This window comes from Cobetia sp. 29-18-1, assembly GCF_029846405.1.
GTDB lineage: Bacteria > Pseudomonadota > Gammaproteobacteria > Pseudomonadales > Halomonadaceae > Cobetia > Cobetia amphilecti.
In genome coordinates this window covers 245252-267494 of sequence record NZ_JARWKS010000002.1, presented here as the reverse complement: position 1 = coordinate 267494, position 22243 = coordinate 245252, and the positions used below count along the sequence as shown (strand labels likewise).

Annotated in this window: 17 protein-coding genes and 5 tRNA genes; 13 read left to right on the top strand and 9 right to left on the bottom strand. The window is 62.5% G+C overall.

The genetic code is table 11. From position 1 onward, the window contains the following. Positions 1–52: 52 nt before the first annotated feature. The 3 genes from QD208_RS02940 to QD208_RS02930 form a co-directional block, all read right to left on the bottom strand. Entirely contained in the window at positions 53–925 is an 873-nt protein-coding gene (locus QD208_RS02940) for an AraC family transcriptional regulator (RefSeq protein WP_153636323.1), read from the bottom strand. 279 nt (positions 926–1204) lie between these two features. After that, positions 1205–1280 (bottom strand) — tRNA-Ala (locus QD208_RS02935). A 74-nt stretch (positions 1281–1354) separates the two neighbouring features. Beyond that, positions 1355–1430: transfer RNA gene (locus tag QD208_RS02930), tRNA-Ala, on the bottom strand. An 18-nt stretch (positions 1431–1448) separates the two neighbouring features. Here QD208_RS02930 and QD208_RS02925 point away from each other — a divergent pair. From QD208_RS02925 to QD208_RS02890, 8 genes are all read left to right on the top strand, one after another. Further along, on the top strand, positions 1449–1601 hold the full coding sequence (locus tag QD208_RS02925) for a hypothetical protein (RefSeq protein WP_153636324.1): 153 nt from the start codon (positions 1449–1451) through the stop codon (positions 1599–1601). Between the two features lie 129 nt (positions 1602–1730). Then, positions 1731–2393, top strand: a complete 663-nt coding sequence (gene uvrY / locus QD208_RS02920; RefSeq protein WP_043331360.1) for a UvrY/SirA/GacA family response regulator transcription factor — start codon at positions 1731–1733, stop codon at positions 2391–2393. 299 nt (positions 2394–2692) lie between these two features. Then, a complete protein-coding gene (uvrC, locus tag QD208_RS02915; protein WP_277876241.1) occupies positions 2693–4726 on the top strand; it encodes an excinuclease ABC subunit UvrC in 2034 nt (677 codons plus the stop codon). A gap of 249 nt (positions 4727–4975) precedes the next feature. After that, positions 4976–5524, top strand: coding sequence for a CDP-diacylglycerol--glycerol-3-phosphate 3-phosphatidyltransferase (pgsA, locus tag QD208_RS02910; RefSeq protein WP_043331361.1), 549 nt, complete (start codon positions 4976–4978; stop codon positions 5522–5524). Between the two features lie 156 nt (positions 5525–5680). Continuing rightward, positions 5681–5755: transfer RNA gene (locus QD208_RS02905), tRNA-Gly, on the top strand. Positions 5756–5867: 112 nt separating this feature from the next. Next, positions 5868–5941, top strand: a tRNA-Cys gene (locus QD208_RS02900). Positions 5942–6428: 487 nt separating this feature from the next. Continuing rightward, a tRNA-Leu gene (locus tag QD208_RS02895) sits at positions 6429–6513 on the top strand. 343 nt (positions 6514–6856) lie between these two features. After that, a complete protein-coding gene (locus tag QD208_RS02890) occupies positions 6857–7309 on the top strand; it encodes an STAS/SEC14 domain-containing protein (RefSeq protein ID WP_153636342.1) in 453 nt (150 codons plus the stop codon). 44 nt (positions 7310–7353) lie between these two features. On the opposite strand, the gene QD208_RS02885 is transcribed toward QD208_RS02890, so the two are convergent. Then, on the bottom strand, positions 7354–8787 hold the full coding sequence (locus QD208_RS02885; RefSeq protein ID WP_153636343.1) for a hypothetical protein: 1434 nt from the start codon (positions 8785–8787) through the stop codon (positions 7354–7356). A 264-nt stretch (positions 8788–9051) separates the two neighbouring features. Between QD208_RS02885 and QD208_RS02880 the strand changes: the two genes are divergently transcribed. Both QD208_RS02880 and QD208_RS17650 read left to right on the top strand, forming a co-directional pair. Continuing rightward, on the top strand, positions 9052–10782 hold the full coding sequence (locus tag QD208_RS02880; protein WP_043331364.1) for a proline--tRNA ligase: 1731 nt from the start codon (positions 9052–9054) through the stop codon (positions 10780–10782). A 175-nt stretch (positions 10783–10957) separates the two neighbouring features. Beyond that, the gene (locus tag QD208_RS17650) at positions 10958–11800 is read left to right on the top strand and encodes a lytic transglycosylase domain-containing protein (protein WP_153636344.1); all 843 of its coding nucleotides are present in this window, start codon (positions 10958–10960) and stop codon (positions 11798–11800) included. 141 nt (positions 11801–11941) lie between these two features. Here QD208_RS17650 and QD208_RS02870 read toward each other — a convergent pair whose 3' ends face one another. The 4 genes from QD208_RS02870 to yrfG all read right to left on the bottom strand — a co-directional run bounded on the left by QD208_RS02870 (position 11942) and on the right by yrfG (position 15979). Continuing rightward, positions 11942–13501: a phosphoenolpyruvate carboxykinase gene (locus QD208_RS02870; RefSeq protein ID WP_153636345.1), complete on the bottom strand. Its 1560-nt coding sequence runs from the start codon at positions 13499–13501 to the stop codon at positions 11942–11944. A gap of 309 nt (positions 13502–13810) precedes the next feature. Beyond that, the gene (hslO, locus tag QD208_RS02865; protein WP_153636346.1) at positions 13811–14725 is read right to left on the bottom strand and encodes an Hsp33 family molecular chaperone HslO; all 915 of its coding nucleotides are present in this window, start codon (positions 14723–14725) and stop codon (positions 13811–13813) included. Positions 14726–14879: 154 nt separating this feature from the next. After that, on the bottom strand, positions 14880–15272 hold the full coding sequence (locus QD208_RS02860) for a S4 domain-containing protein (protein ID WP_043331366.1): 393 nt from the start codon (positions 15270–15272) through the stop codon (positions 14880–14882). After that, a complete protein-coding gene (gene yrfG, locus QD208_RS02855; RefSeq protein ID WP_082388286.1) occupies positions 15269–15979 on the bottom strand; it encodes a GMP/IMP nucleotidase in 711 nt (236 codons plus the stop codon). The genes QD208_RS02860 and yrfG overlap by 4 nt, the downstream gene beginning before the upstream one ends. A 201-nt stretch (positions 15980–16180) precedes the next feature. Between yrfG and nudE the strand changes: the two genes are divergently transcribed. Beyond that, on the top strand, positions 16181–16777 hold the full coding sequence (nudE, locus tag QD208_RS02850) for an ADP compounds hydrolase NudE (RefSeq protein WP_153636952.1): 597 nt from the start codon (positions 16181–16183) through the stop codon (positions 16775–16777). 264 nt (positions 16778–17041) lie between these two features. Here nudE and QD208_RS02845 read toward each other — a convergent pair whose 3' ends face one another. Further along, positions 17042–17401, bottom strand: coding sequence for a hypothetical protein (locus QD208_RS02845; protein WP_054555534.1), 360 nt, complete (start codon positions 17399–17401; stop codon positions 17042–17044). 647 nt (positions 17402–18048) lie between these two features. Here QD208_RS02845 and QD208_RS02840 point away from each other — a divergent pair. Together QD208_RS02840 and QD208_RS02835 are read left to right on the top strand one after the other, a co-directional pair. Next, on the top strand, positions 18049–19617 hold the full coding sequence (locus QD208_RS02840) for a helicase HerA-like domain-containing protein (RefSeq protein WP_153636347.1): 1569 nt from the start codon (positions 18049–18051) through the stop codon (positions 19615–19617). Between the two features lie 830 nt (positions 19618–20447). Then, a complete protein-coding gene (locus QD208_RS02835) occupies positions 20448–22061 on the top strand; it encodes a GGDEF domain-containing protein (RefSeq protein ID WP_153636348.1) in 1614 nt (537 codons plus the stop codon). Positions 22062–22243 lie beyond the last annotated feature (182 nt).

Below are 22243 nucleotides of genomic sequence, written 5' to 3'. Positions count from 1 at the left end.
AACGGCCTCCTTTCGGATGGCCGTTTTTTCTTGCCCCGCTGGTGGCGTGTCGCTATTTGAACTGACTCCATTGCTTGGGCGACTGCCCGTACAGACGCTTGAATTCGCGACTGAATTGCGAGGAGCTCACATAGCCCACGGCCATGGCCGCCTCGCTGACGGTCTTGCCATTGGCGATCTGCATGGCGGCGGTATTGAGGCGCATGGACTTCACGAACTGGATCGGCGACATCGTGGTCGCCTGCTTGAACTTGCGGTGGAAGACGGCGCGACTCATGCCGACCCGCCCGGCCATGTCTTCAATGCTGACCGGCTCATCCAGTCGGCTGGACAGGTAATCGATTGTCCGCGCGATCTCATTGCCCACACCGAAGGCACGTCGCGCCGACTCACCGGCCTCGCCCTTCAGGACGGCGTAGTAAAGCTCCCGCAGCCGCCCTTCTCCCAGTATCGCCGCATCGGCGGGGCTCTGCGCCACCTGCAGCAGCCGCAACAAGGCATCGCTGAAGGCGGCGTCCCAATGCGCCAGGGCAAGCCCGGGCGGCAGCGGGCCGCGGGCCGACTTGCGCACGAGGCCCGCGGCGCTTTCCATCTCGATGGCAAGCTCCGTCATTACCCGCGTGTCCAGCGAGAGGTAGACGCCCAGCAGCGGTGTCTCTGGCGAGGCCGTGGGGGCGCCCGCCTCGACCGGCATCGAGATGGGACAGCACAGATACTGACGGCTGTCATAGACATGCCGCTCGCCGTCCAGTATCGCCTCCTTGGCACCGCTGACGATCACCACCACGGCGGGTTCATAGATGGCCGGCGCGCAACGCACGGGCTCCGTCATGCGAAAGAGCTGCACGCCCTTCACTGCGGTCTCTCGAATGCCTTCCTCGTGGGCGAGACTCGCCACGAGTCGTGTGATCTCTTGTCTGCTCATGTCGCCAATCTAGCGCCATGCCTGCCTCTCATCAACAACTTGAGACGATCAGGCAACGAATGCAGGTAATTTCAGCCGATCTCGAGTCTGAGTGAGATTTATCGTCCATTTCTGTCAGTATTGGCAGACTCGGGCGCCGCCGGCTATATATGTGAAGCAGACAGGGTCGAGCTGCAAACAGGGGCATGCTGACAGGGGCGAGCTGCAGAAAGGAACGAGCTGAAAGCCGGGCACAAAAAAAGCGGCCACCCCGAAGGATGACCGCTTTTTCAATAATTCTGGTGGAGCCTAGCGGGATCGAACCGCTGACCTCAACACTGCCAGTGTTGCGCTCTCCCAGCTGAGCTAAGGCCCCGAATCAGACTGTCATTTCGCATGTCACTTGCAGGCAAGAGGCACATGAAATCTGGACAGGCTTGTCGTGAATCATGGTGGAGCCTAGCGGGATCGAACCGCTGACCTCAACACTGCCAGTGTTGCGCTCTCCCAGCTGAGCTAAGGCCCCGTCTTCACGATGGAGCGCATGTTACAGAGCGACGAATACGTCGTCAACCTCTTATTTTTGCTGCGCTTTGTGGAGCGCGCGAAGTCTGAGGATCACATCGCGGAGCACGGTTTCCCGCAGGGGCTCGCTCACGGACTCACGGCCGACGACAAGGAGCAGGAATCACGCTAGCACTATATCAGTAGTGGTTATCCTGAACGCGACGCACTGGATGACAGGGCATCGACAAGCCCTTGTCCAATGGGTACATTGGATCCCGCATTCACTTCACTGCTTATTGACATCTTTACTGGAGCCGCCTTGATCAAGGTTCTTGTCGCTGACGACCACCACCTGGTGCGTACCAGCATCGTCCGTACCATTGAGCTAGAGGATGGGCTCAAGGTGATTGCAGAAGCCTCGGATGGCGAAACCGCGATCAAACTCTGCCGTGAGCACAGCCCGGATATCGTGCTCATGGACATTCGCATGCCCGGCGTCGATGGCCTGGAAGCCACACAGAAGATCGTGCGCAGCCTGCCCGACGTCAGAGTCATCGTGCTGACCGCCTATCTGGAAGAGTCCTTCGCCAAACGCCTGCTGGAAGCGGGAGCCTTCGGCTTCATCTCCAAGGGCACGCCCTTTGACGAGATGATTCGCGCCATCCATCAGGTGGCCGCTGGCGAGCGCTATCTGTCCCCGGAAATCGCCCAGCGCCTGGTGTTCTCGGGCATGGACACCCAGCGCAGCAATCCCTTCGATCAGCTGTCGAGCCGAGAACTGCAGGTGGCGACGATGATCGTCAATTGCCATCGCGTCAGCGAGATCTCGGACCGCCTGCACCTGAGCCCGAAGACGGTCAACACCTACCGCTATCGCATCTTCGACAAGCTTGGCGTGACCAGCGACGTGGAGATGACGCATCTGGCCATGCGTCACCAATTGCTGGATGACTACGTGCTGGACCGTCCTGACGAGGCCTGAGCAAGCACACCTTGCTCGCCCGTCACACACTGCAGGCCCGCGCTGCTCGTAACACTCCCGAGCAGCGCCGACAACGCCTCATACAACAACGCCACCTTCCCCGGGTGGCGTTGTTGTATGAGGCGTTTCTGTCTGGAACGTTCATGCATGAGGCGTTTCTGTCTGAGATGTTCGTGAATGGCACGCCCTCACAGACGCGGCCATGACAGCAGGCATTGCAGCATGGCCCTGTTGCCCCCATGCCTGCGAGCAATCGCCCTTGTTTGATAGACTCGAGGCATCTCTGGACGAGGAACCTCATGGCCAAGCAGCACACTGATCCCACGATGACGGACACCACTTCTCAGTCGCCCGAGAATGAGGAGCCGGCAGGCACCGCCAGCCAGCCTGATGCCCAACCTACGTCCTCAGCGAGCGCGCAGGCTGACAGCCGCGCACGCAGCGACGCCGCGCGTGTCTCCAGCCGCCTGATCACCAGTGACGCGAGCAGTGATCTGCTGCAGGGCAGCGAGGCGACTGGCTTCGATGCCCGCCATTTCCTCAAGCATGTCAGCGACGCGCCCGGTATCTATCGCATGCTGGATAGCGCCGGTGACGTGCTGTACGTGGGCAAGGCCAAGCGCCTCAAGGCGCGCCTCTCCAGCTATTTTCGCAATACCGGCCTGAATGCCAAGACCCAGGCGCTGGTCGGGCGCATCGCCGATGTGCAGGTCACCATCACGCGCAGCGAGACCGAGGCCCTGCTGCTGGAGCAGACCCTGATCAAGGAGCTGCGCCCGCCCTACAACATCCTGCTGCGTGACGACAAATCCTACCCTTACGTCTTCATCAGCCAGCATCACGACTATCCGGCGCTGGAGTTCAAGCGCGTGCGCCACAAGCGCAATGACGGACGCTATTTCGGCCCCTACCCGAGCAGCGTTGCGGTACGCGAATCACTGACCCTGATGCAGAAGATCTTCCGCCTGCGCAATTGCGAGGATTCGGTGTTCGCCCACCGCGATCGCCCGTGCCTGCAATATCAGATCAACCGCTGCACCGCGCCGTGTGTCGACTACATCAGCAAGCAGGATTATCGCCGCGACATGGAACATGCGGTGATGTGCCTGAACGGCCAGAGCGACAAGGTCACCGACGAGCTCAGCCAGGCGATGGAAGACGCGGCCATGAGGCTGGAATTCGAGGAAGCGGCCCGCCTGCGTGATCAGGTCGCCCAGCTGCGCCGCATGCAGGAGAAGCAATACGTCGACACCGGCACCGGCAACGCCGACATCCTGGCGCTGGCCGAGCGCCCCGGCGGGCTCTGCATCAGCGTGGTCTCGGTCCGTCAGGGTCGCATGCTCGGCGCACGCCACTTCTCGCCGGGCAATGGTCTGGACCTGACCAGCAGCGAGCTGCTGACCAGCTTCGTCAGCCAGTACTATCTCGGCCAGGACAGGGAGATGCCCGATGAGGTGCTGACCTCGCTGGCCCTCGATGACGCCAACCTGCTGGAAGGCGCCTTGAGCGAGAAGGCCGAGCGGCGGGTACGGGTCGCGCATCAGGTGCGCGGCCATCGCGCCCAGTGGCTGACATTGGCGCAGACCAACGCCGAGCAACATCTGGCCACCCAGCTGGCCAGCCGCCAGCAGCTGTCCAACCGCTTCCTGTCGCTGCGCGATGCGCTGGGACTCGATGAGGTACCCAAGCGCCTGGAATGCTTCGATATTTCCCACAGTCATGGCGAGGCGACCGTGGCCAGCTGCGTGGTCTTCGATCATGACGGGCCGATCAAGTCGGATTACCGGCGCTTCAATATCGAAGGCGTGACGGCCGGCGATGACTACGCCGCCATGCAACAGGCACTGACGCGGCGCTTCAAGCGCCTGCAGGAAGGCGAAGGCAAGCGCCCGGACATCCTGCTGGTCGATGGCGGCAAGGGGCAGCTCAACATGGCGCGCGGGGTGTTCGAGTCACTCGGCGTGACCGATATCATCCTGCTCGGGGTAGCCAAGGGCACCACGCGCAAGGCAGGGCTCGAGACGCTGTTCATCGAGACGGTGCACGACACCCTGGACCTCGACAGCCACTCACCGGCGCTGCACTTGATCCAGCATGTGCGCGATGAATCGCACCGCTTCGCCATCGCCGGTCACCGCGCCAAGCGTGACAAGGCGCGGCGCACCTCAAGCCTGGAGGGCATCGCGGGAGTCGGCCCCAAGCGGCGCCGCGAGCTACTCAAGTTCTTCGGCGGCCTGCAGGGGGTGAAACAGGCCTCCAAGCCGGAACTGGCGCGCGTGCCCGGCATCAGCGAATCGCTCGCCGAGCTGATCCATCAGGCGCTGCATGGCTGATCCACCAGGCGCTGCATGGCTGCCCCCGTGCACGACATGGCTGCCTCTGGCACCATCGACTCAACGCTCAAGGAAGAGTGACAGAGCGTTGGCTTGAATAACCTGCCGTTTGGCATGGCTGAATGCGCCGCCGGCAGGCTAGAATAGACGACTTGTGCGGCGCCAATCGATCGGCTTTCTTCAGGGTCTCGACTCGCCCTCGATTGCGCCCAGCCACCTACGCTTCATGCAAGGACTCGTGCCGTCACGATGAGCATCCCCAATATCCTGACTCTGATCCGCATCCTGTTCATTCCGCTGCTGGTGGTATGTTTCTATCTGCCTTATGCATGGAGCCTGCCGTTGACGGCGCTGCTCTTCGCACTGGCCGCCATCACCGACTGGTTCGATGGCTATCTGGCCCGCCTGTGGAATCAGACCACGCCCTTCGGCGCCTTCCTGGACCCCGTCGCCGACAAGCTGATGGTCGCGGTGGCACTGGGCCTGCTGATCGAACGCTACGACAGCCTGTGGATGACCATCCCGAGCCTGGTCATCATCGGTCGCGAGATCGTCATCTCGGCGCTGCGTGAGTGGATGGCCGAGATCGGCAAGCGCGGCAGCGTCGCGGTGTCCTGGGTCGGCAAGCTGAAGACGGCTGCCCAGATGCTGGCCCTGTTCATGCTGCTGTTCTTCGCTCCGGGCAGTGTCGGGGGGGATGCCGGCCTGGCCCTGCTGTATATCTCGGCAGCGCTGACGCTGTGGTCGATGATCAGCTATCTGCGTGCCGCCTGGCCGGAACTGGTGCGCTCGGTCTGACACCCCGTTCAGCCACGAGACGCTGCGAATGCCTCAACGCCCACCGCCCCTGTGGCCGGTGGGCGTTTTCGTTTCCAGTGACCTGACTCGCGAGACAATTTTTCATTAACTGTTTGACAGCATGGGAATTATCCGTATAATTCGACCTCGAGTTCAGCGGGAATAGCTCAGTGGTAGAGCACAACCTTGCCAAGGTTGGGGTCGCGAGTTCGAATCTCGTTTCCCGCTCCAGTAACACAGGTAGCGCAACATTCACCTGATTTACTGACTCATGTATCTGCAGCAGCATCAGTGGATACTCCTCGGATCAGACATCAGTTTCGACTGACATCTCGATCATTGAGGCTGGATGGCAGAGTGGTCATGCAGCGGACTGCAACTCCGTGTACGCCGGTTCGATTCCGACTCCAGCCTCCATTTCAGATACCGAAACATCCCCTGTTTCCCTCTGGAATGGATTTGACACCCACCCCCTTCGGGTCGTCACACTTCCCTTACTTGTTTCGATTTACATTGCTGCAACCCTGACGCTTTTTCGCTTGGTTATCGTCTGATCTACGCCTTGCCAAGCCATTGCCTTGCCACATCATTTCTCTGTTTTCATCTGTCCGTGATTCTGACAGTGTTCCGGCACCCGTCAGCGACTTCCCCTGTGCGCCTTCGCGCTTGCTACTGACTATCTGTTGCCCCGCCCCTCTCCACCGCGCGCCTTTTCGCGTCGCTTGCCGCGATCATGCCGGGTGAAAAGCGCTCTGCTTTCCCTCCTCAATGTCAGCGCTCACGATAACCACAGACCGTCGCAATTTCATTGCATAACAGTCAGTTAAATCACGCATTCAGTAGAGTGTCATCGCCATTAAAGTTGACCTTGATCTGAAATATGATAAGTTATGCGCCAGTCTGCGCGGCCATGGTGGAATCGGTAGACACCGGAGACTTAAAATCTCCTGCCTTCGGGCGTGCCGGTTCGAGTCCGGCTGGCCGTACCAGATCAAGCAAGCACCATACTGAATTCAAGAGCGCCGCTCCTCTCACGAGGGGCGGCGCTTTTTCATGTCTGTCACTTTTCATGTCTGTCACTTTTCATGTCTGATAAATTTCGAGCCTGTCACTTTTCAAACCTGAACACAGCTCCGCTCGTCATGCCTCGCGCGGCCAGACGTCGAGAGAGGTAACCGTTGCTGGCAGCTCCTCGACAGGAACAGTACCGACAATCGCCTGGCCAGACGCCAGCAAGCTGCTTACATGCGACTACACTGAAGAGGTAGCGACGCCAGCGCTGGCTTCCAGCACGGCTCGCCCAGCCAACATGCATCAGTGCAGGAGCCAAACATGCTGACACTGCTCAAGAGTCCCGCCGATCACGTTGTCGCCCTGCATCTTGCAGGACATATCGATCAGGCCTCGCTCGCCCCCATCATCAAGGAATGCGACGAACGCCTGGCGCGCCATGAGCGAATCTCGTTGCTGGTGGAGATTGAACGCTTTGGCCTGATCACACCCGCCGCCCTGCTCAATGACATCGGCTACGCCCTGCGCCACCTGGGAGACTTCGAGCGCGAAGCCATCATCAGCAAGGCCGACTGGCTGCGTCATGTCACCGAGTTCAGCAAGCATCTGGTGCGTTCCATCGAGGTGCGCCACTTCTCGCCCGACGAGCGCGAGGCTGCCTATGCCTGGGTCGCCGAGCCACCGCGTGGTGGCTCTGGCATCGGTGCTGGTGCCAATAAAGCCCCCGCCGGCCGTGATGCCCAGACCCCAGCGGCGAAACGCCAACAGGCCTGAAGCACCCGCCATCGAGTGAGCCCCCAAAACGCCCTGCCACCGCCTCATGGCAGGGTGCGCGTCTGCACCAATCCCGCCAGCAACAGCGCTCCCATCGAAACCGCCCAGAGCGTCATCGCGCGCTCCACTTCCGCTCGCTCTGCACAGCGCAGCAGCTGGAAGACCGTGACCAGGGGCAGCATGTAGCGCGTCTCGATCAGCTCACGCGTGCAGACCATCAATGCAAGCATCACCAACAGCAGGCCACCATGCCCCAGCCGCAGCGGTGCTCTCAGCCACCAGAGCGCCATGCTGGTGGTCAGCAGCATGGTCACCCACAGCCCCACCGGGTGCTCATTGAGCCATAACAGCCAGCTGTTGCGGATCGTCCAGCGCTGGAAATTGTAGTCATGCGTCACCTCAAAGCTCATCACCAGCATGACCCACACACCCGCCAGCGCCCCCAGCAGCAGAATGCCCCGCCATGGCCAGGCACCCCGGGTGCACAGACGGCATAGCAGATGCCGCTGACGCGGCAAGTCGGCCAACCACAACGGCAGAAACACCACGCCGATCACGCCCAGGTAATAGCCGAGATTGCCGGTGTGCCAACCGGCCTGATGACGCGTGGTATCGCCCATGGCAATGCCGTCGTTCCAGACGACAAACCCGATGAAGGCGGCCACTGGAATCACGGCCACCCACCACCAGCGCACGATCAGGCCCCACCAGACGGAAAGCTGACGCAACGGCGAGCGCAGCGGTGGTGCCATGCCGACAGCCTGCGACCGAACCCCTGGCTGCGCATGCGTCATGAACAGCAACAGACCGCCCCACAGCCCGAGCAGCACGATACTGTCCTGTCGCAAGCCGAGGCCGGCCAGGATCAACACCAGCAACAGCAGACGCCGCTCACACACCAGCGCGACGAGCTGCAGCGCGACCAGCACGATGATCCACGGGTCGGTATACACCAGCGCCAGATAGGGAAAGATGATCGGCAGCCATAGCCACTGCCAGCTCTGACGATTCGCCTGTTGCTGGGCGCCGCTCTCATCGAGCATGGGGTCCAGGCGCCGATAGACGCTCGGCAGCGCCCGCCAGACCATGCACGCCATGACACTGAAGCCGAGCAGCGACAGGCCCCGCACCCAGTTCACCGAGGGCATTTCAGGCCAGCGCCCGGCCATGGCGTCAGCCGCGAGGGGAAGATTGAGCCACTCCCCCAAGGTCTGGAGTGCCATCAGCGTCACCGCCATGGTGGCGTGATACAGGGTCAGGGTGGTCAGCTTGGGATGCTGGCTCCAGTCGCCGGCGAGAAACTGGCGAATCTGCGCGAAATGCACTCCCTCATCGACGAAAGGGATCGGCAGGCGAAGGCTCACCAGCCACAGGGAAACGCTCAGGCACGCCCCCAGTGCGAGCAACGCCAACCCCACCTTCAAGGGCCAACGATGTCTGGCGCGCGCGTATCCCATGCGCTGATCGAGTGACGACATATCCTTGTCTCCTTGTCAGGTCTCCCTGAGAAAGCCGTTCACGGCCCTCTCCAAAGGGAAATCCCGTGTCACCAGTATCGGCAGGCGGGCGCGGATTTTCCAGTCTGGCCATGCACTTTGCCCCTCCAAGGCTCGCGGCAGTACAATGCGCTCAGTCTGCTTCGCTGATACGCCTGTAAAAGGCGTGCCGAAGACCTGCCTGTTCATGCTTCGCGACTGCGAAGCGTACCGATCAAAGCGACAAGTCGAGGGATCGCTGAGCCCATGCGTGCCAGTCAACTGCTGATTTCCACTCTCAAGGAAACCCCGTCCGACGCCGAAGTCGTCAGCCACCAGCTGATGCTGCGGGCCGGTTTCATCCGTCGCCTGACCTCCGGCCTCTACACCTGGATGCCACTGGGCCTGCGCACGCTGCGCAAGGTCGAGCGCATCGTGCGTGAAGAGATGGACCGCTCCGGCGCCCAGGAACTGCTGATGCCAGCCGTGCAGCCAGCCGAGCTGTGGCAGGAGTCCGGTCGCTGGGAGCAGTACGGCCCCGAGCTGCTGCGCGTCGTTGACCGTCACCAGCGCGACTACTGTGTCGGCCCGACCCACGAGGAAGTCATCACCGACCTCGCACGTCGTGAGCTGAACAGCTACAAGCAGCTGCCGGCCAACTTCTACCAGGTCCAGACCAAGTTCCGCGACGAGATTCGTCCGCGCTTCGGTGTGATGCGCTCACGCGAGTTCGTGATGAAGGATGGTTACTCCTTCCACCTGGGCGAAGAATCCCTGAAAGAGACCTATCAGGTGATGTACGACACCTACGTGCGCATCTTCACGCGCCTGGGTCTCGACTTCCGTCCCGTCATCGCCGACAACGGCTCCATCGGTGGCACCGGCTCCCACGAATTCCACGTGCTGGCCGCCTCCGGTGAAGACGCCATCGCCTTCTCCACCGGCTCCGATTTCGCCGCCAACATCGAGAAGTGTGAAGCGCTGCCGGCACCGCTGGGCGAGACGCCTGAGCGCGCGGCACCGACCCAGGAGATGCAGCTGGTCGACACGCCGAACGCCAAGACCATCGCCGCGCTGGTCGAACAGCACGGCCTGGACATCAAGAAGACCGTCAAGACGCTGATCGTCAAGGCGGCCGAAGGCGTCGAAGGTGGTCTGATCGCACTGATGGTGCGTGGCGACCACGAGCTGAACGAGATCAAGGCCGAGCACCTGCCGCAGGTCGCCGAGCCGCTGACCATGGCCAGCGACGAGGAAGTGCGCGCCGCCGTCGGTGCTGGTTTCGGCTCCCTCGGTCCGGTCGGCCTCGAGATGCCGATCATCATCGATCGCAGCGTCGCGCTGATGAGCGATTTCGGTGCCGGTGCCAACATCGAAGGCAAGCACCACTTCGGCCTCAACTGGGAGCGCGATCTGCCGCTGCCGGAAATCGCTGATATCCGTAACGTCGTCGCCGGTGATCCGTCACCGGACGGCCAGGGCGTGATCGACATCGCACGCGGTATCGAGGTGGGTCACATCTTCCAGCTCGGCACCAAGTACTCCGAAGCCATGAACGCCACCGTGCTCGACGAGAACGGCAAGGCGCAGCCGCTGTCCATGGGCTGCTACGGCATCGGCGTGACCCGCGTGGTCGCCGCTGCCATCGAGCAGGGCAACGACAAGGGCGGCATCGTGCTGCCGGAAGCCATCGCGCCCTTCCAGGTCGCCATCGTGCCGATGAACGCCCACAAGTCCGTGCGCGTCAGCGAGACTGCCGAGCGCGTCTATCAGGAGCTGACCGCCGCCGGTTACGACGTGCTGCTGGATGATCGTGATCTGCGCCCGGGCAACAAGTTCGCCGACGGCGAGCTGCTGGGCATTCCGCATCGCCTGGTGATCGGTGACCGCGGTCTCGACAATGGCGAGTACGAGTACAAGGGTCGCACCGATGGCGAAGCGACCATGATCGCCGTCGACAGCCTGCTGGACTTCCTGGCCGAGCGCAGCGCGAGCTGAACTCGAGCAGCCTGAGCCACTGGCTCACGGCTGACGCTATCGCAGTACCCAAGACAGCCCGCTCCTCTTCTCGAGGGGCGGGCTGTCTCGTTATCTGCCTTCCTAGAACATCCCATTACCGTCAACGCCGCGGTAACGGCATAATGGCGCCATGACTGATAAGCAGGGACTGCGCATGACCATCTCATCGATTTCCCCTTCAGCGCCGCCCGCAAAAGGCGCTGCAGGTGACACCCCACTTCGCCGCCTGCGCCCGTGGCTGGCCGCTGTCCTGCTGACGTTGAGCGCCGCGTCTACCGGACTGACAAGCCCCCCTGTGCAGGCCGCCGCCGCTATCCCCGAGCATGGGCTATCGCCGGGGCTGCGTGACAGCCTGCGCGAGGCCTTGGCCGAGCCCGAGGCCTTCGAGGACCCCATCGATGCCCTGCACTGGGTATTGAGCATGCAGCAGCGTCTGGAGCGCTACATGCCCGACCGCGCCGCGCGCATCGACCTGCTGCGCAAGGTGCGCCGCGAAGCGACGCGCACAGGCCTGGCGCCGGAGCTGATCCTGTCCGTCATCCAGGTCGAGAGCGCCTTCAAACCCACCGCGGTCTCCCACGCAGGTGCCCGCGGCCTGATGCAGGTCATGCCGTTCTGGAAGCGTGAGATCGGCGAGCCCGACGACAATCTGCTCGATCAGGACACCAGCCTGCGTTACGGCGCCACCATCCTTGCCCACTACCTCAAGCGCGAGAAAGGCGACATCACCGATGCGCTGGCACGCTACAACGGCAGCCTCGGCAAGACCTGGTACCCGGAGCGGGTGATGCGCGCCTGGACCACCCGCTGGTGGTATCAGGCGCCGGCACCCTTCGTCGCCGAACGCACGCCCGAAGGCCTTGTCGACACCGCTGACGAAGACGCGTCACGACGCGCCGAGACCAGCAGCACTGAGCCAGGCCAGGAACCGCTCGCCGCCGAGGACACCTTCGACGGCCCTGCCAACCGCTCGCTGGCCGCCGGCGGCAGCCCCTGACAGGCCCGACAGCGCCTGACAGACCCGACAGCAGGTGATGACAGCAGCTGTTGACGAGAAAAGCAGCAGACACGAAAAAGCCTCGCCCGGAACACCGGGCGAGGCTTTTTGCTTACCGCTTGCGATCAATCCCGCTGATCGTCAGACCAGGGTCGGGCCTGCCGCGATGATCGCCTCATCCACGCCGGCGAACTTCTTGAAGTTCTCGACGAACTTGGCTGACAGGTCACGCGCCTTGCTGTCGTAGGCGGCGCGGTCTTCCCAGGTCTCACGCGGGTCGAGCAGGCTGGAATCGACGCCCGGCACGCGTACCGGCACATCCAGGTTGAGCACGTCGATGTGACGCGTCTCGATGTCCGCCAGCGCACCGTTCTGGATCGCGCTGATGATGCCGCGCGTGGTCGGGATGGAGAAGCGTGAGCCGCCCTCACCGTAGGAGCCACCGGTCCAGCCGGTGTTGACCAGGTAGACGCGTGAGCCGAAGGCATCGATGCGCTTGATCAGCAGGTCGGCGTATTCACGTGCCGGACGCGGGAAGAACGGCGCGCCGAAGCAGGTGGAGAAGGTGGCTTCGAGACCGGCGGTGGAGCCCATCTCGGTAGAGCCGACCTTGGCGGTGTAGCCGGACAGGAAGTGGTAGGCCGCGGCCTGCTTGCTGAGCACGGACACCGGCGGCAGCACGCCGGACATGTCGCAGGTCAGGAAGACGATGGCATTCGGCTCGCCGGCACGGTTTTCCGGCACGCGCTTCTCGATGTGCTCCAGCGGGTAGGCGGCACGCGAGTTCTGGCTCAGACTGTCATCGCCGTAATCCGCGCCACGACGATCATCCAGCACCACGTTTTCCAGCACGGCACCGAACTTGATCGCGTTCCAGATCACCGGCTCGTTCTTCTGGGACAGGTCGATGCACTTGGCGTAGCAGCCGCCTTCGATGTTGAAGACGGTGCCTTCGCCCCAGCCATGCTCGTCATCACCGATCAGGTAACGCGCCGGGTCGGCGGACAGGGTGGTCTTGCCGGTGCCGGACAGGCCGAAGAACAGCGTGGTCTCGCCGTCGTCACCGACGTTGGCGGAGCAGTGCATCGGCAGCACGTCCTTTTCCGGCAGCAGGAAGTTCTGCACCGAGAACATGGCCTTCTTCATCTCACCGGCGTAACGCATGCCCGCCAGCAGGACGCGGCGACGCGCGAAGTTGATCAGCACGACGCCGTCGGAGTTGGTGCCATCACGCTGTGGCTCGCAGGTGAAGTGCGGCGCGTTGAGGATGGTCCACTCGCTCTTGTCCTTGGCATTGAAGCTGTCCGGACGCACGAACATGGTACGCGCGAACAGGTTGTGCCAGGCCGTCTCGGTGGTCACGCGGATCGGCAGGTAGTGCTCGAGGTCAGCGCCGACATGCAGCTCGGAGACGAAGCTGTCGCGCTCGCCGAGGTAGTCCTCGACGCGTTCCCACAGGGCGTCGAAACGCTCCGGGCTGAACGGGCGATTGACGCTGCCCCAGTCGATGGCGTCCGAGGTGGACGGCTCGTCGACGATGAAGCGGTCGTTCGGGGAGCGTCCGCTACGGGCGCCCGTCTCCACGACCAGCGCGCCGTTGTCGGCCAGACGTCCTTCGCCGCGAGCCACTGCCAGCTCGATCAGCTCTGCGCTGCTGAGATTGGTGTGAGTGGTCACCGCACTGTCTTGATGCTTGCTCATTCGCGTCTCCGCGGCTCAGGGCCGCCCTCTCTCTTGATGGCTGAAGCCAGATGCCCGAGGTACATGCCACAGGCTTATTTTGTGATCGATCGTTGCTGCCCGATCGCGCATGACGGCATGCCATGACACCGTCGATACCACCAGCACAGGGCATCCGGCCCTGTGCTGGCAAGGCATTATGGCAAAAAGGGTGTCGGGCGGAAACGCCCATTGTTGCAACACTTTGGCGCAGTCGCCGTCGCCTGACGGACGACGATATGTCAGACAATCATCATCCCCGTGGCCAGCCGCCGGCGCGTCGGGAAATGCTCAATGCACGACGGGGCTTTCGGCGTCAGGATCTTCGATGATCGTTTCCACTTCCGCGGCACTGAAGGAATAGCGGGTATGGCAGAAGTGACACTGGGTGGCCAGCTCGCCCTGCTCGGCGACGATCTGACGCAGCTCGTCGGCGGCGATGCTGTGCAGGGCAGCGCCCAGACGCTCGCGCGAACAGGTGCAGCCGAAACGCAGCGCCTTGGGTTCATAGATGCGCACGGTTTCTTCGTGATAGAGACGATGCAGCACTTCCTGCTGGTCCAGCGTCAGCAGCTCCTCGGCCTTGAGGGTCTCGGCCAGATGCACGACGCGCTCCCAGGCATCCGGGTCCTTGTTGGCGTCATCGTTGGGCAGCTGCTGCAGCATCACGCCGCCGGTGCGCTTGCCATCGGCCATCAGCCACAGGCGGGTCGGCAGCTGCTCTGACTGGCTGAAGTAGCTCTCCAGACAACCGGCGAGGCTGTCCTGATCGATGGCCACGATGCCCTGATAGCGCTTGCCTTCACGCGGGTCGAGGGTGATCACGATCTGCCCCTGGCCGACCAGCTCCTGCAGGCTGGACTCTTCCGTCGGCAACACCGCTTCATCGCTGAGGCGTGCGATGGCGCGCAGCTCACCGCCGGGGTTCGACTCGGCCATCAGCTGGCGCACGACACCGGTGCCGCGCACTTCCAGCGTCATGGTGCCATCGAGCTTGATGGTCTCGGTCAGCAGCGCCACGGCCGCCAGCATCTCGCCCAGCTGGCGCGAGATGGCCTGCGGGTAGGAGTGACGATCGAGCACCTCGGCGTAGGCCTTGTCGAGTGTGACGATCTCGCCACGCACGTTGGTGGCATCGAACAGGAAGCGCTGGATCTGATCGAAGCTCGGCGCGGCCGCATCGTCAGTGGAATGGGAATCTTGCATGTCGTGTTCGCTCATTGAGGGACCTCAAGGCAGGCGTGAAGGGAGAGCGCACAAGCGCTCCCATGTCAGGCCGCCAACAACGATGTGCTGACACACATCGGTATGGAAATTGTGCCGGTCGGTGCCAAGGCACCCGGCGGTGACTCGCTCTGGCTCAGCTATCGGCATCCTGGCGCTGGAAGCGATGGATGTTGCGACGCTGTTTCTTGTCAGGACGGCCGGGAGGCGGCGTCATGCCCTGATTGCCGAGGCGACGCGTCTCGGCCTCACGCTCACGGCGCTCGCGGGACTCCTGCGTCTCCTGATAGAGCTTCTGGGCCTCGGGGGCGCCACGGCGCTGGTCGCTGAGGGCCAGCACCTCGACAACGAGGCGATCCCAGCCCTGCGGCACCTCGATCACGGCGCCGACCTCGACGGTCTTGGAGGTTTTCACCTTGCCGCCGTTGTACTGGATCTTGCCGCCTTCGATGGCCTTCTTGGCCATGCCACGCGTCTTGAAGAAACGCGCCGCCCACAACCACTTGTCGATACGTACCTGATCGCTCATGACGCCTCCTTGCCCTCCCCGTCGCTCGAGACTCCGGCATTGGCCACCTCAGGGCCCGCCCCCTCGGTCAGCACTGCAAAGCCGTCCAGGCCGTGCACACGCTCGAAATCACGCGCAGGGCGCTTCGAATCCGGCTGACGCACGCCCAGCAGATGGGCAATGCCATAGGTGTGGGCACTTTCCAGCACCTGGGGATTGTCATCGATGAACAGGGTACGCGCCGGATCGAAGGGCTCGATCTCGTTGAGCTTGTGCCAGAAGGCCTGCTCTTCCTTGGCGTGGCCCAGATCCGCGGACGACACCACGGCGTCGAAGTAGTCGCCCATGCCGGTCAGCGCGAACTTGAGATCGATGCCATGACGGTCGGCGTTGGTCGCCAGCACCACGCGTTGCGGCTGATCGCGCAGCCAGGCGAGGAAGTCCTCGGCCTCATGGCGATAGCCGATCAGATGCTGCACTTCACGCTTCAGGGCGACGACGTCGAGCTCGAGCTCACGGCTCCAGTAATCGAGGCTGTACCAGTTGAGCGTGCCGGACTCGCTGATGATGCGCGCCTTGAGATCGGCCTGCAGCGCCTCATCGAGGCGGTGCAGCTCGCAATAGCGCCTGGGCAGGTGTTCGAGCCAGAAGTGGCTGTCGAAGTGAAGGTCAAGCAGAGTGCCGTCCATGTCCAACAGCACGGTGTCGATAGTGTTCCAGTCAAGCATCGGATTCTGTCAGCCAGAGGGAAATTTGGCCTCATAGTGTAAAGCATGGCCCACGGGCGCGCATGTGCAACGAGGAGTGATGACGGCTTGTGATTGCCCCGCTCGCGGCGGCCTGCCACGATGAGCGACAGTGTTCTCTCTTCTCATACTGCCTCGCGAGGACTTGCGATGGATGATGCGCCAGATACCGTTCACCCGACCATGAATCATTCAGACACCAGCCACACGCTGACGCCGCCGCGGATCGACTCACGCCGCGAGGTCGCACGCTCGCGCCTGTTCGCCGTCGAAGCGCTGGAATTGACCTTCTCCAATGGCGCCACCCGCAGCTTCGAGCGCCTCAAGAGCGGCGGTCACGGCGCGGTGATGATCGTCGCCATGCCCGACCCCGACCACGTGCTGATGATCCGCGAATATGCCGCTGGCCCTGAGCAATATGTGCTGACCCTGCCCAAGGGACTGATCGACCCGGGCGAGGACCCGGTGACCGCCGCCAATCGCGAATTGATGGAAGAATGCGGTTATGGCGCGCACAACATCGAGCCACTGGCCGAACTGAGCCTGGCGCCCAACTACATGGATCACCGCATGAACGTGATGCTGGCGCGCGATCTGTTCGAAAAGCGCCTGCCGGGCGATGAGCCGGAACCGCTGGTCGTCGAGCGCCACCGCCTCGATGAACTGCCGGCGCTGTTGGCGCGTGAGGACTTCCACGAGGCGCGCGCGATCGCGGCGCTGTTCATGGCCCGCGAACGCCTGCTGGCCGGGGAAGATACCTACAGCCCGCGCTGGTGGTAGGGGCTTGATGGCAAGCGCTGTTGGCAGGCATTGATGGCAAGCACGGGTAACAAGTACTGGCCACAAGCGCCCGAGGGCCCAGCCCCCTTCCCTCCTGCCCCTCACACCCTGCCTTGCATGCTCCCATACGACGACAAGCCCCCGCCAATGGCGGGGGCTTGTCGTTTCACTCGCGATGCGCTCAAGCGGGTCGTGCTGGCGACTCGTTCAGGCACCGCAAGATCCATTGCGGGTCTGGCCTGAGACCAGACCGTCAAGGCACGTTTATTCGGTCTTCATGCTGCCATCAGCGGTGTTGGACGAACCGGATTCCGGGCTGACGCCCATATGGTCTTCGCCTTTATCCATGACCTTGCCGTGCTTGGCGGACTCGGACTGGGCCGTGCCACCTTCCACCATCATGGAATCCTTCTTGGTATTGGCAGAACCACTCTCGGTGTTGCGTTCGGCGTCGTCATGCACCTTGCCATCTTCATGACCCGCAGCAGTACCGCCCTCTACCTTGGTGGAGTGGGCGCCAGTGTTGGCGGAACCGGTGTTGCTGGATTCGTGGTGCTCGGCAAAGGCAGCGGTGGTCGGCAGTGCCAGGGCAGTCGCGAAAAGTGCAGCAGTCAGCTTCTTCATGATCCATCCTCCAGTAGCGGTCTGTTGCAAGAGACGAGCAGATGATTCGCTCGGCCGTTGCCGGTAAGCCTTCAGAAATCCCGAGACTGGATGTCTCGAGTTCCAGGCTCCACAAGACGCTCCTAACTATCTCAACGACGTCTTGTGGTACTGCGTCAAATCTTTGCGGCGCATGTATCGAACACCCTCTAGCGCGTCGGCTGCTTGTCGGAGCAGTCTTCAAAAAACGTCACCAGAGTTGTACCCGAACCTGCTGATGTCATTCTTGACGAAAGCGCCAATCTGCCGAGGCATGTTGCGTCACATGCGCCCTGATGCCTAAAGATATGGAACTACAGGGCCAGACTTTCAAGCAGAGAAGGGAAAGAAAAATATCTTTCTTCCAGATTTCCTATACAAGAGTGAGATATCGGCTCGCGTTTAATTAGCGCCCATATGGGCTGCTGGCCGCTCATCAGGCGGCTTGCCGCGCATCGGTTGCCTGACGCCATGCGTCAAGTGACGCAAGATGGCTTGCAGTATTTTACTCAACGAAACATTTTGTAACCCTATGACTCCACGACATCGCCCATCTCTGCGGTCATCGGCAGTGGTCGCCACACCTCCCTCTGCAAGCACCGCCATCACCTGAATGACAGGAGACTCACATGCCAGACGTGCTGATCGGGGGACTCGCAGGACAGGGACCCAAGGGCCACATCACGCTAGCCGGGGCACTGGCCAATCGTCACGGCCTGGTCGCCGGTGCGACAGGTACCGGCAAGACCGTCACGCTGCAGGTGCTGGCTGAAGAGTTTTCGCGCATGGGAGTGCCGGTGTTCACCGCCGACGTCAAGGGTGACCTCTCCGGTATCGCCGCGGCGGGTAACCCGCATCCGCGCGTCGATGAACGCCTCGCCAGCCTCGGCATCAATGACTGGCAGCCTCAGGCCGCGCCCGTCAGGCTGTGGGATCTGTTCGGCAAGAGCGGACATGCGGTGCGCGCCAGCGTGGCTTCCATGGGGCCTGAGCTGATGTCGACCCTGCTGGAATTGAACGACACCCAGAGTGGCCTGATGCACCTGGCCTTCGATCATGCCGAGCGTGAAGGGCTGGAGCTGATCGACCTCAAGGACCTGATCAGCCTGCTCAAGCATATCGAGCGTGAGCGCGAAGGCTTCGAGGAGCGCTATGGCAGTGTCAGCCCCCAGAGCCTCGGTGCCATGCTGCGCCGGGTGCATGTGCTGGCCACCCAGGGCGGCGAGCGCTTCTTCGCCGAACCGGCGCTCGACATCAATGACATGCTGGCGACCACGGGCGAGGGAGACCAGACACGCGGCTTCATCAATCTGCTCGATGGGCGTGAGTTGATGCAGAGTCCACGCCTCTATACCACCTTCCTGCTGTGGTTCCTGTCGACGCTCTTTCGCACCCTCCCAGAACGCGGCGATGCCGACCGCCCGGTGCTGGTCTTCTTCTTCGACGAGGCCCACCTGCTCTTCGATGCCGCTCCCAAGGCATTGCTTGAGCGCCTCGAGCAGACGGTGCGCCTGATTCGCTCCAAGGGGGTCGGCGTCTACTTCGTGACCCAATCCCCCGCCGACATCCCCGATGACGTGCTCGGCCAGCTGGGCAACCGGATCCAGCATGCCCTGCGCGCCTTCACTCCACGCGACCAGAAGGCCGTCAAGACCGCTGCCGAGACCTTCCGCCCCAACCCGGCCCTCGATACGGCTCAGGTGATCACGGAGCTGGGCGTGGGCGAGGCACTGGTCTCGGTGCTCGACAGCAAGGGCACGCCCACCCAGGTGGAGCGCACCTTGATCGCGCCGCCGCGGGGGCGGATCGGCCCGTTGAGTGACAGCGAGCGCACAGCGCTGCTGGCAAGCTCATCACTGGCCGGTCGCTACGATGAGGTGATAGACCGTGAATCGGCTCACGAGCGTCTCGAGGCGCAACTGACGAGCTCGGCGACGGCCCAGGTTCGGCCAGAGGAGACACCAGCGGCTACGCCTGACACCACGCCGCCTGCCACAGAACGGGATGGAAGCGCTCAAGCCGCTGCCAGCCGCGACTCCGAGCAAACAAGTCCGGTGGCCGAAAGCGCCCCACGCTCCGGTGGCAGGCAGCGTCAGGGTGTCATGGAGACCCTGCTCAAGTCCGTGATGCGCGCCTTGGGGTCACAGCTGGGACGGACCCTGATTCGCAGCCTGCTGCGCTCCTTCACTCGCCGCTGAGGCTCGCTCCTTTCAGTCTGATACCACGCCAACAGCGTGACGCCTCGCCAACAGCCTGAAGCGCTCACTGGCAAGGAAAGGCTTTTCCCGGCAAGCAAGCTCTCGAGACTGAGAGACTCATCCTTCACGAAAAGCAGGACATCACCCATGGTCAAATGACCATGGGTGATGTCCTGCTTTCGCTATCCAAGGCTGCTGACATCATATCGTCGCGCAAACTTCATTCGCTCTCGGCAAGGAGACGCCATACTGATGATTGCTGCTTACCGGCAGCACACCATGACACACACGCGCTTGCCACTACTCTCGGGGAGACTTGACGATGTGCATGAGCAATGAAGCATTGGAATTGTGGCTGAACGACAACTGGTTCTCGATCGAACTGGCGTTGGAAGCCATCGATATGGAAGCGACAGCGGAACCTCAGCTGGCAGAAGCCGCTTGAGCCAACAACGATACGCATGACAACAGCGGGATCCTGCCTGCCCCACCGGTGACATCAGGTGTGAAACGGCACAGGACACGGATGACAGGACAAGCGGCACACAGACTCTGCCACGCATGACGACGCATCATGGTGGGCAGAGAAAGAACTTGTCGGGGAGGCCGTCGATCAGCCATCGACCGGCCTCCCCGTTTCTTTTGTACCACCACCAGAGTCACGGCCTGGCGCGCCTCCAATCCAGTCGCACCTCGAAAAGCCCCGCCAGTCTTACGTGTATGAACAGTTGATTTCCTGCCCCGGCAAAACGCCCGTTCATCGCTCCCAACCGCCATACTCTTTTTTTGGTCATTCCCTCTCCCCGCAACATGCAAGATAAGGATGTCACATGCTGCCTACTCCGCCCGCGCGACCACCCTCTTCGGGGCATTCGAGTCCCGTTGATACCTCAGAGCTCTCGCCACAAGCCGCCGCCGCGACTGTCTTCCTCAATGAGAATCTCGGACCCGCCCAGCTGCAAGCGCTGTTTGCCCTGACACTCGCGCCTGCGGGAACCTTCAGCGAACAGCTCAGAGAGTACCTGGTGACCGCTTGCCGCCTGCTGGGGATGACCACCGGCATCCTCGGCCACGCTGAGGCCAATCGCTATGAAATCATGGCGGCGGTCAATCCGCCGCCCGGCAAGGTCGAGGGCGCGATCGCACCGCTGAACGAGACCTACTGCAATGAAGTCGTTGAGCAGGCTGGCTGCATCGCCTACGCCAATATCGCGACCACGCCAGCACTCGAGGCTCATCCGGCCCTCAAGTCGATGCCCTTCCAGAGCTATATCGCCGCCCCGGTATGGACCGAAGGCCGTCTGACCGGCACCGTCTGCTTCGGCGACAACTCGCCGCGCGCGGCAGATTTCAGCGCCAGCGATCGTGCACTGGTCGAGACACTGGCCAGCCTGCTGGGAGGCTTGATCGATCGCGAGAATGCGCGCAAGCGGCTGACCAGTGAACTGAGCAACCTGCGCCTCGCCTACCAGGAGATGGAGCTGCTGTTCTCGCGCTGCCAGCTCCCGATGGCGATCATGGACTTCCATGGCCATTGGACACGTCTCAATCCGGCGCTGGCCCAACTGCTGGGGACGGAGAGGAGTGAACTGCAGCGTGGCGCGCTGGAGGATGTCTCCCACCCTGCTGACATGCAGGCCTGTCAGGAGGCGCTTCTGGCCATGCAGGCCGGCGAGATCACCCACTTCGAGCAGCCGCATCGCTATCTGGGCAGACAGGGGCAGATCATCGAAGTCATGCTGCATCTGGATGTGATCGACAGCCACTCCGGCGTCATTCTCAGCCAGCACCAGGATCTCAGCGAGCAGCGCTCCCACGAGGAGAGCCTGGCCCGCATGCGGCACAAGCTGGCCAGCATGGCGCCCCCGGGCCCGGCCGTGCCGTCGGTGCTGGACAAGCTGTTGCCCACGGAGATCTTCGAGCAACAGCTGGATGGTGAAATTGCGCGCAGTGCGCGCCATGGGCAGCCACTGTCGATTCTGCTGCTCAACGTGGATGCCTTTACCGACTTCAATCGCCAGTACGGCCGCGCCGCAGGAGACCGTGCTCTGCAGCAGGTCTCCACTATCCTGCGCAACGCGACACGCAAGAGCGACCTGCTCAGCCAGCGTGATGATGGCTCGCTGATTGCGGTGCTGGGCCAGACAGATTCCAGCGGCGCCATCATCCTCGCCGAGCGCGTCCGCCATGCCACGGCAGAACTGCATGGTCTCGACGGGCCGGTCACCTGCAGCATCGGGCTGACCTGCTATCATCCGGCACCCGATACGCTCACGCTGGCCAACCGTCTCGAGCTTTGCGAGCGCGCCCAGCACGCACTCAAGAAGGCCAAACGCCAGGGACGCAATCGCGTGCGCTTCCTGGAGCTTGAGCCGGTCATCCCGACGGACACCTTCGCAAGCCCCCAGTCACCGAGCGGCTTCCCCTCACCCGATCTGCCCTGAGTGGCGCCTTTCGTGTGTGCGGCCTGCCGCGGATGCCCTTCAGGCACCTCCCCATCAACGACAACGGCCACCCCAAGGGGTGGCCGTTGTCGTTTGACTCACTCAGCACTCACTCAGTACTCACAAAGGAGACATACAGGAGTCACACAGGCTTGCGCGGTGTTTCAGCGCAGAGGCCTGCT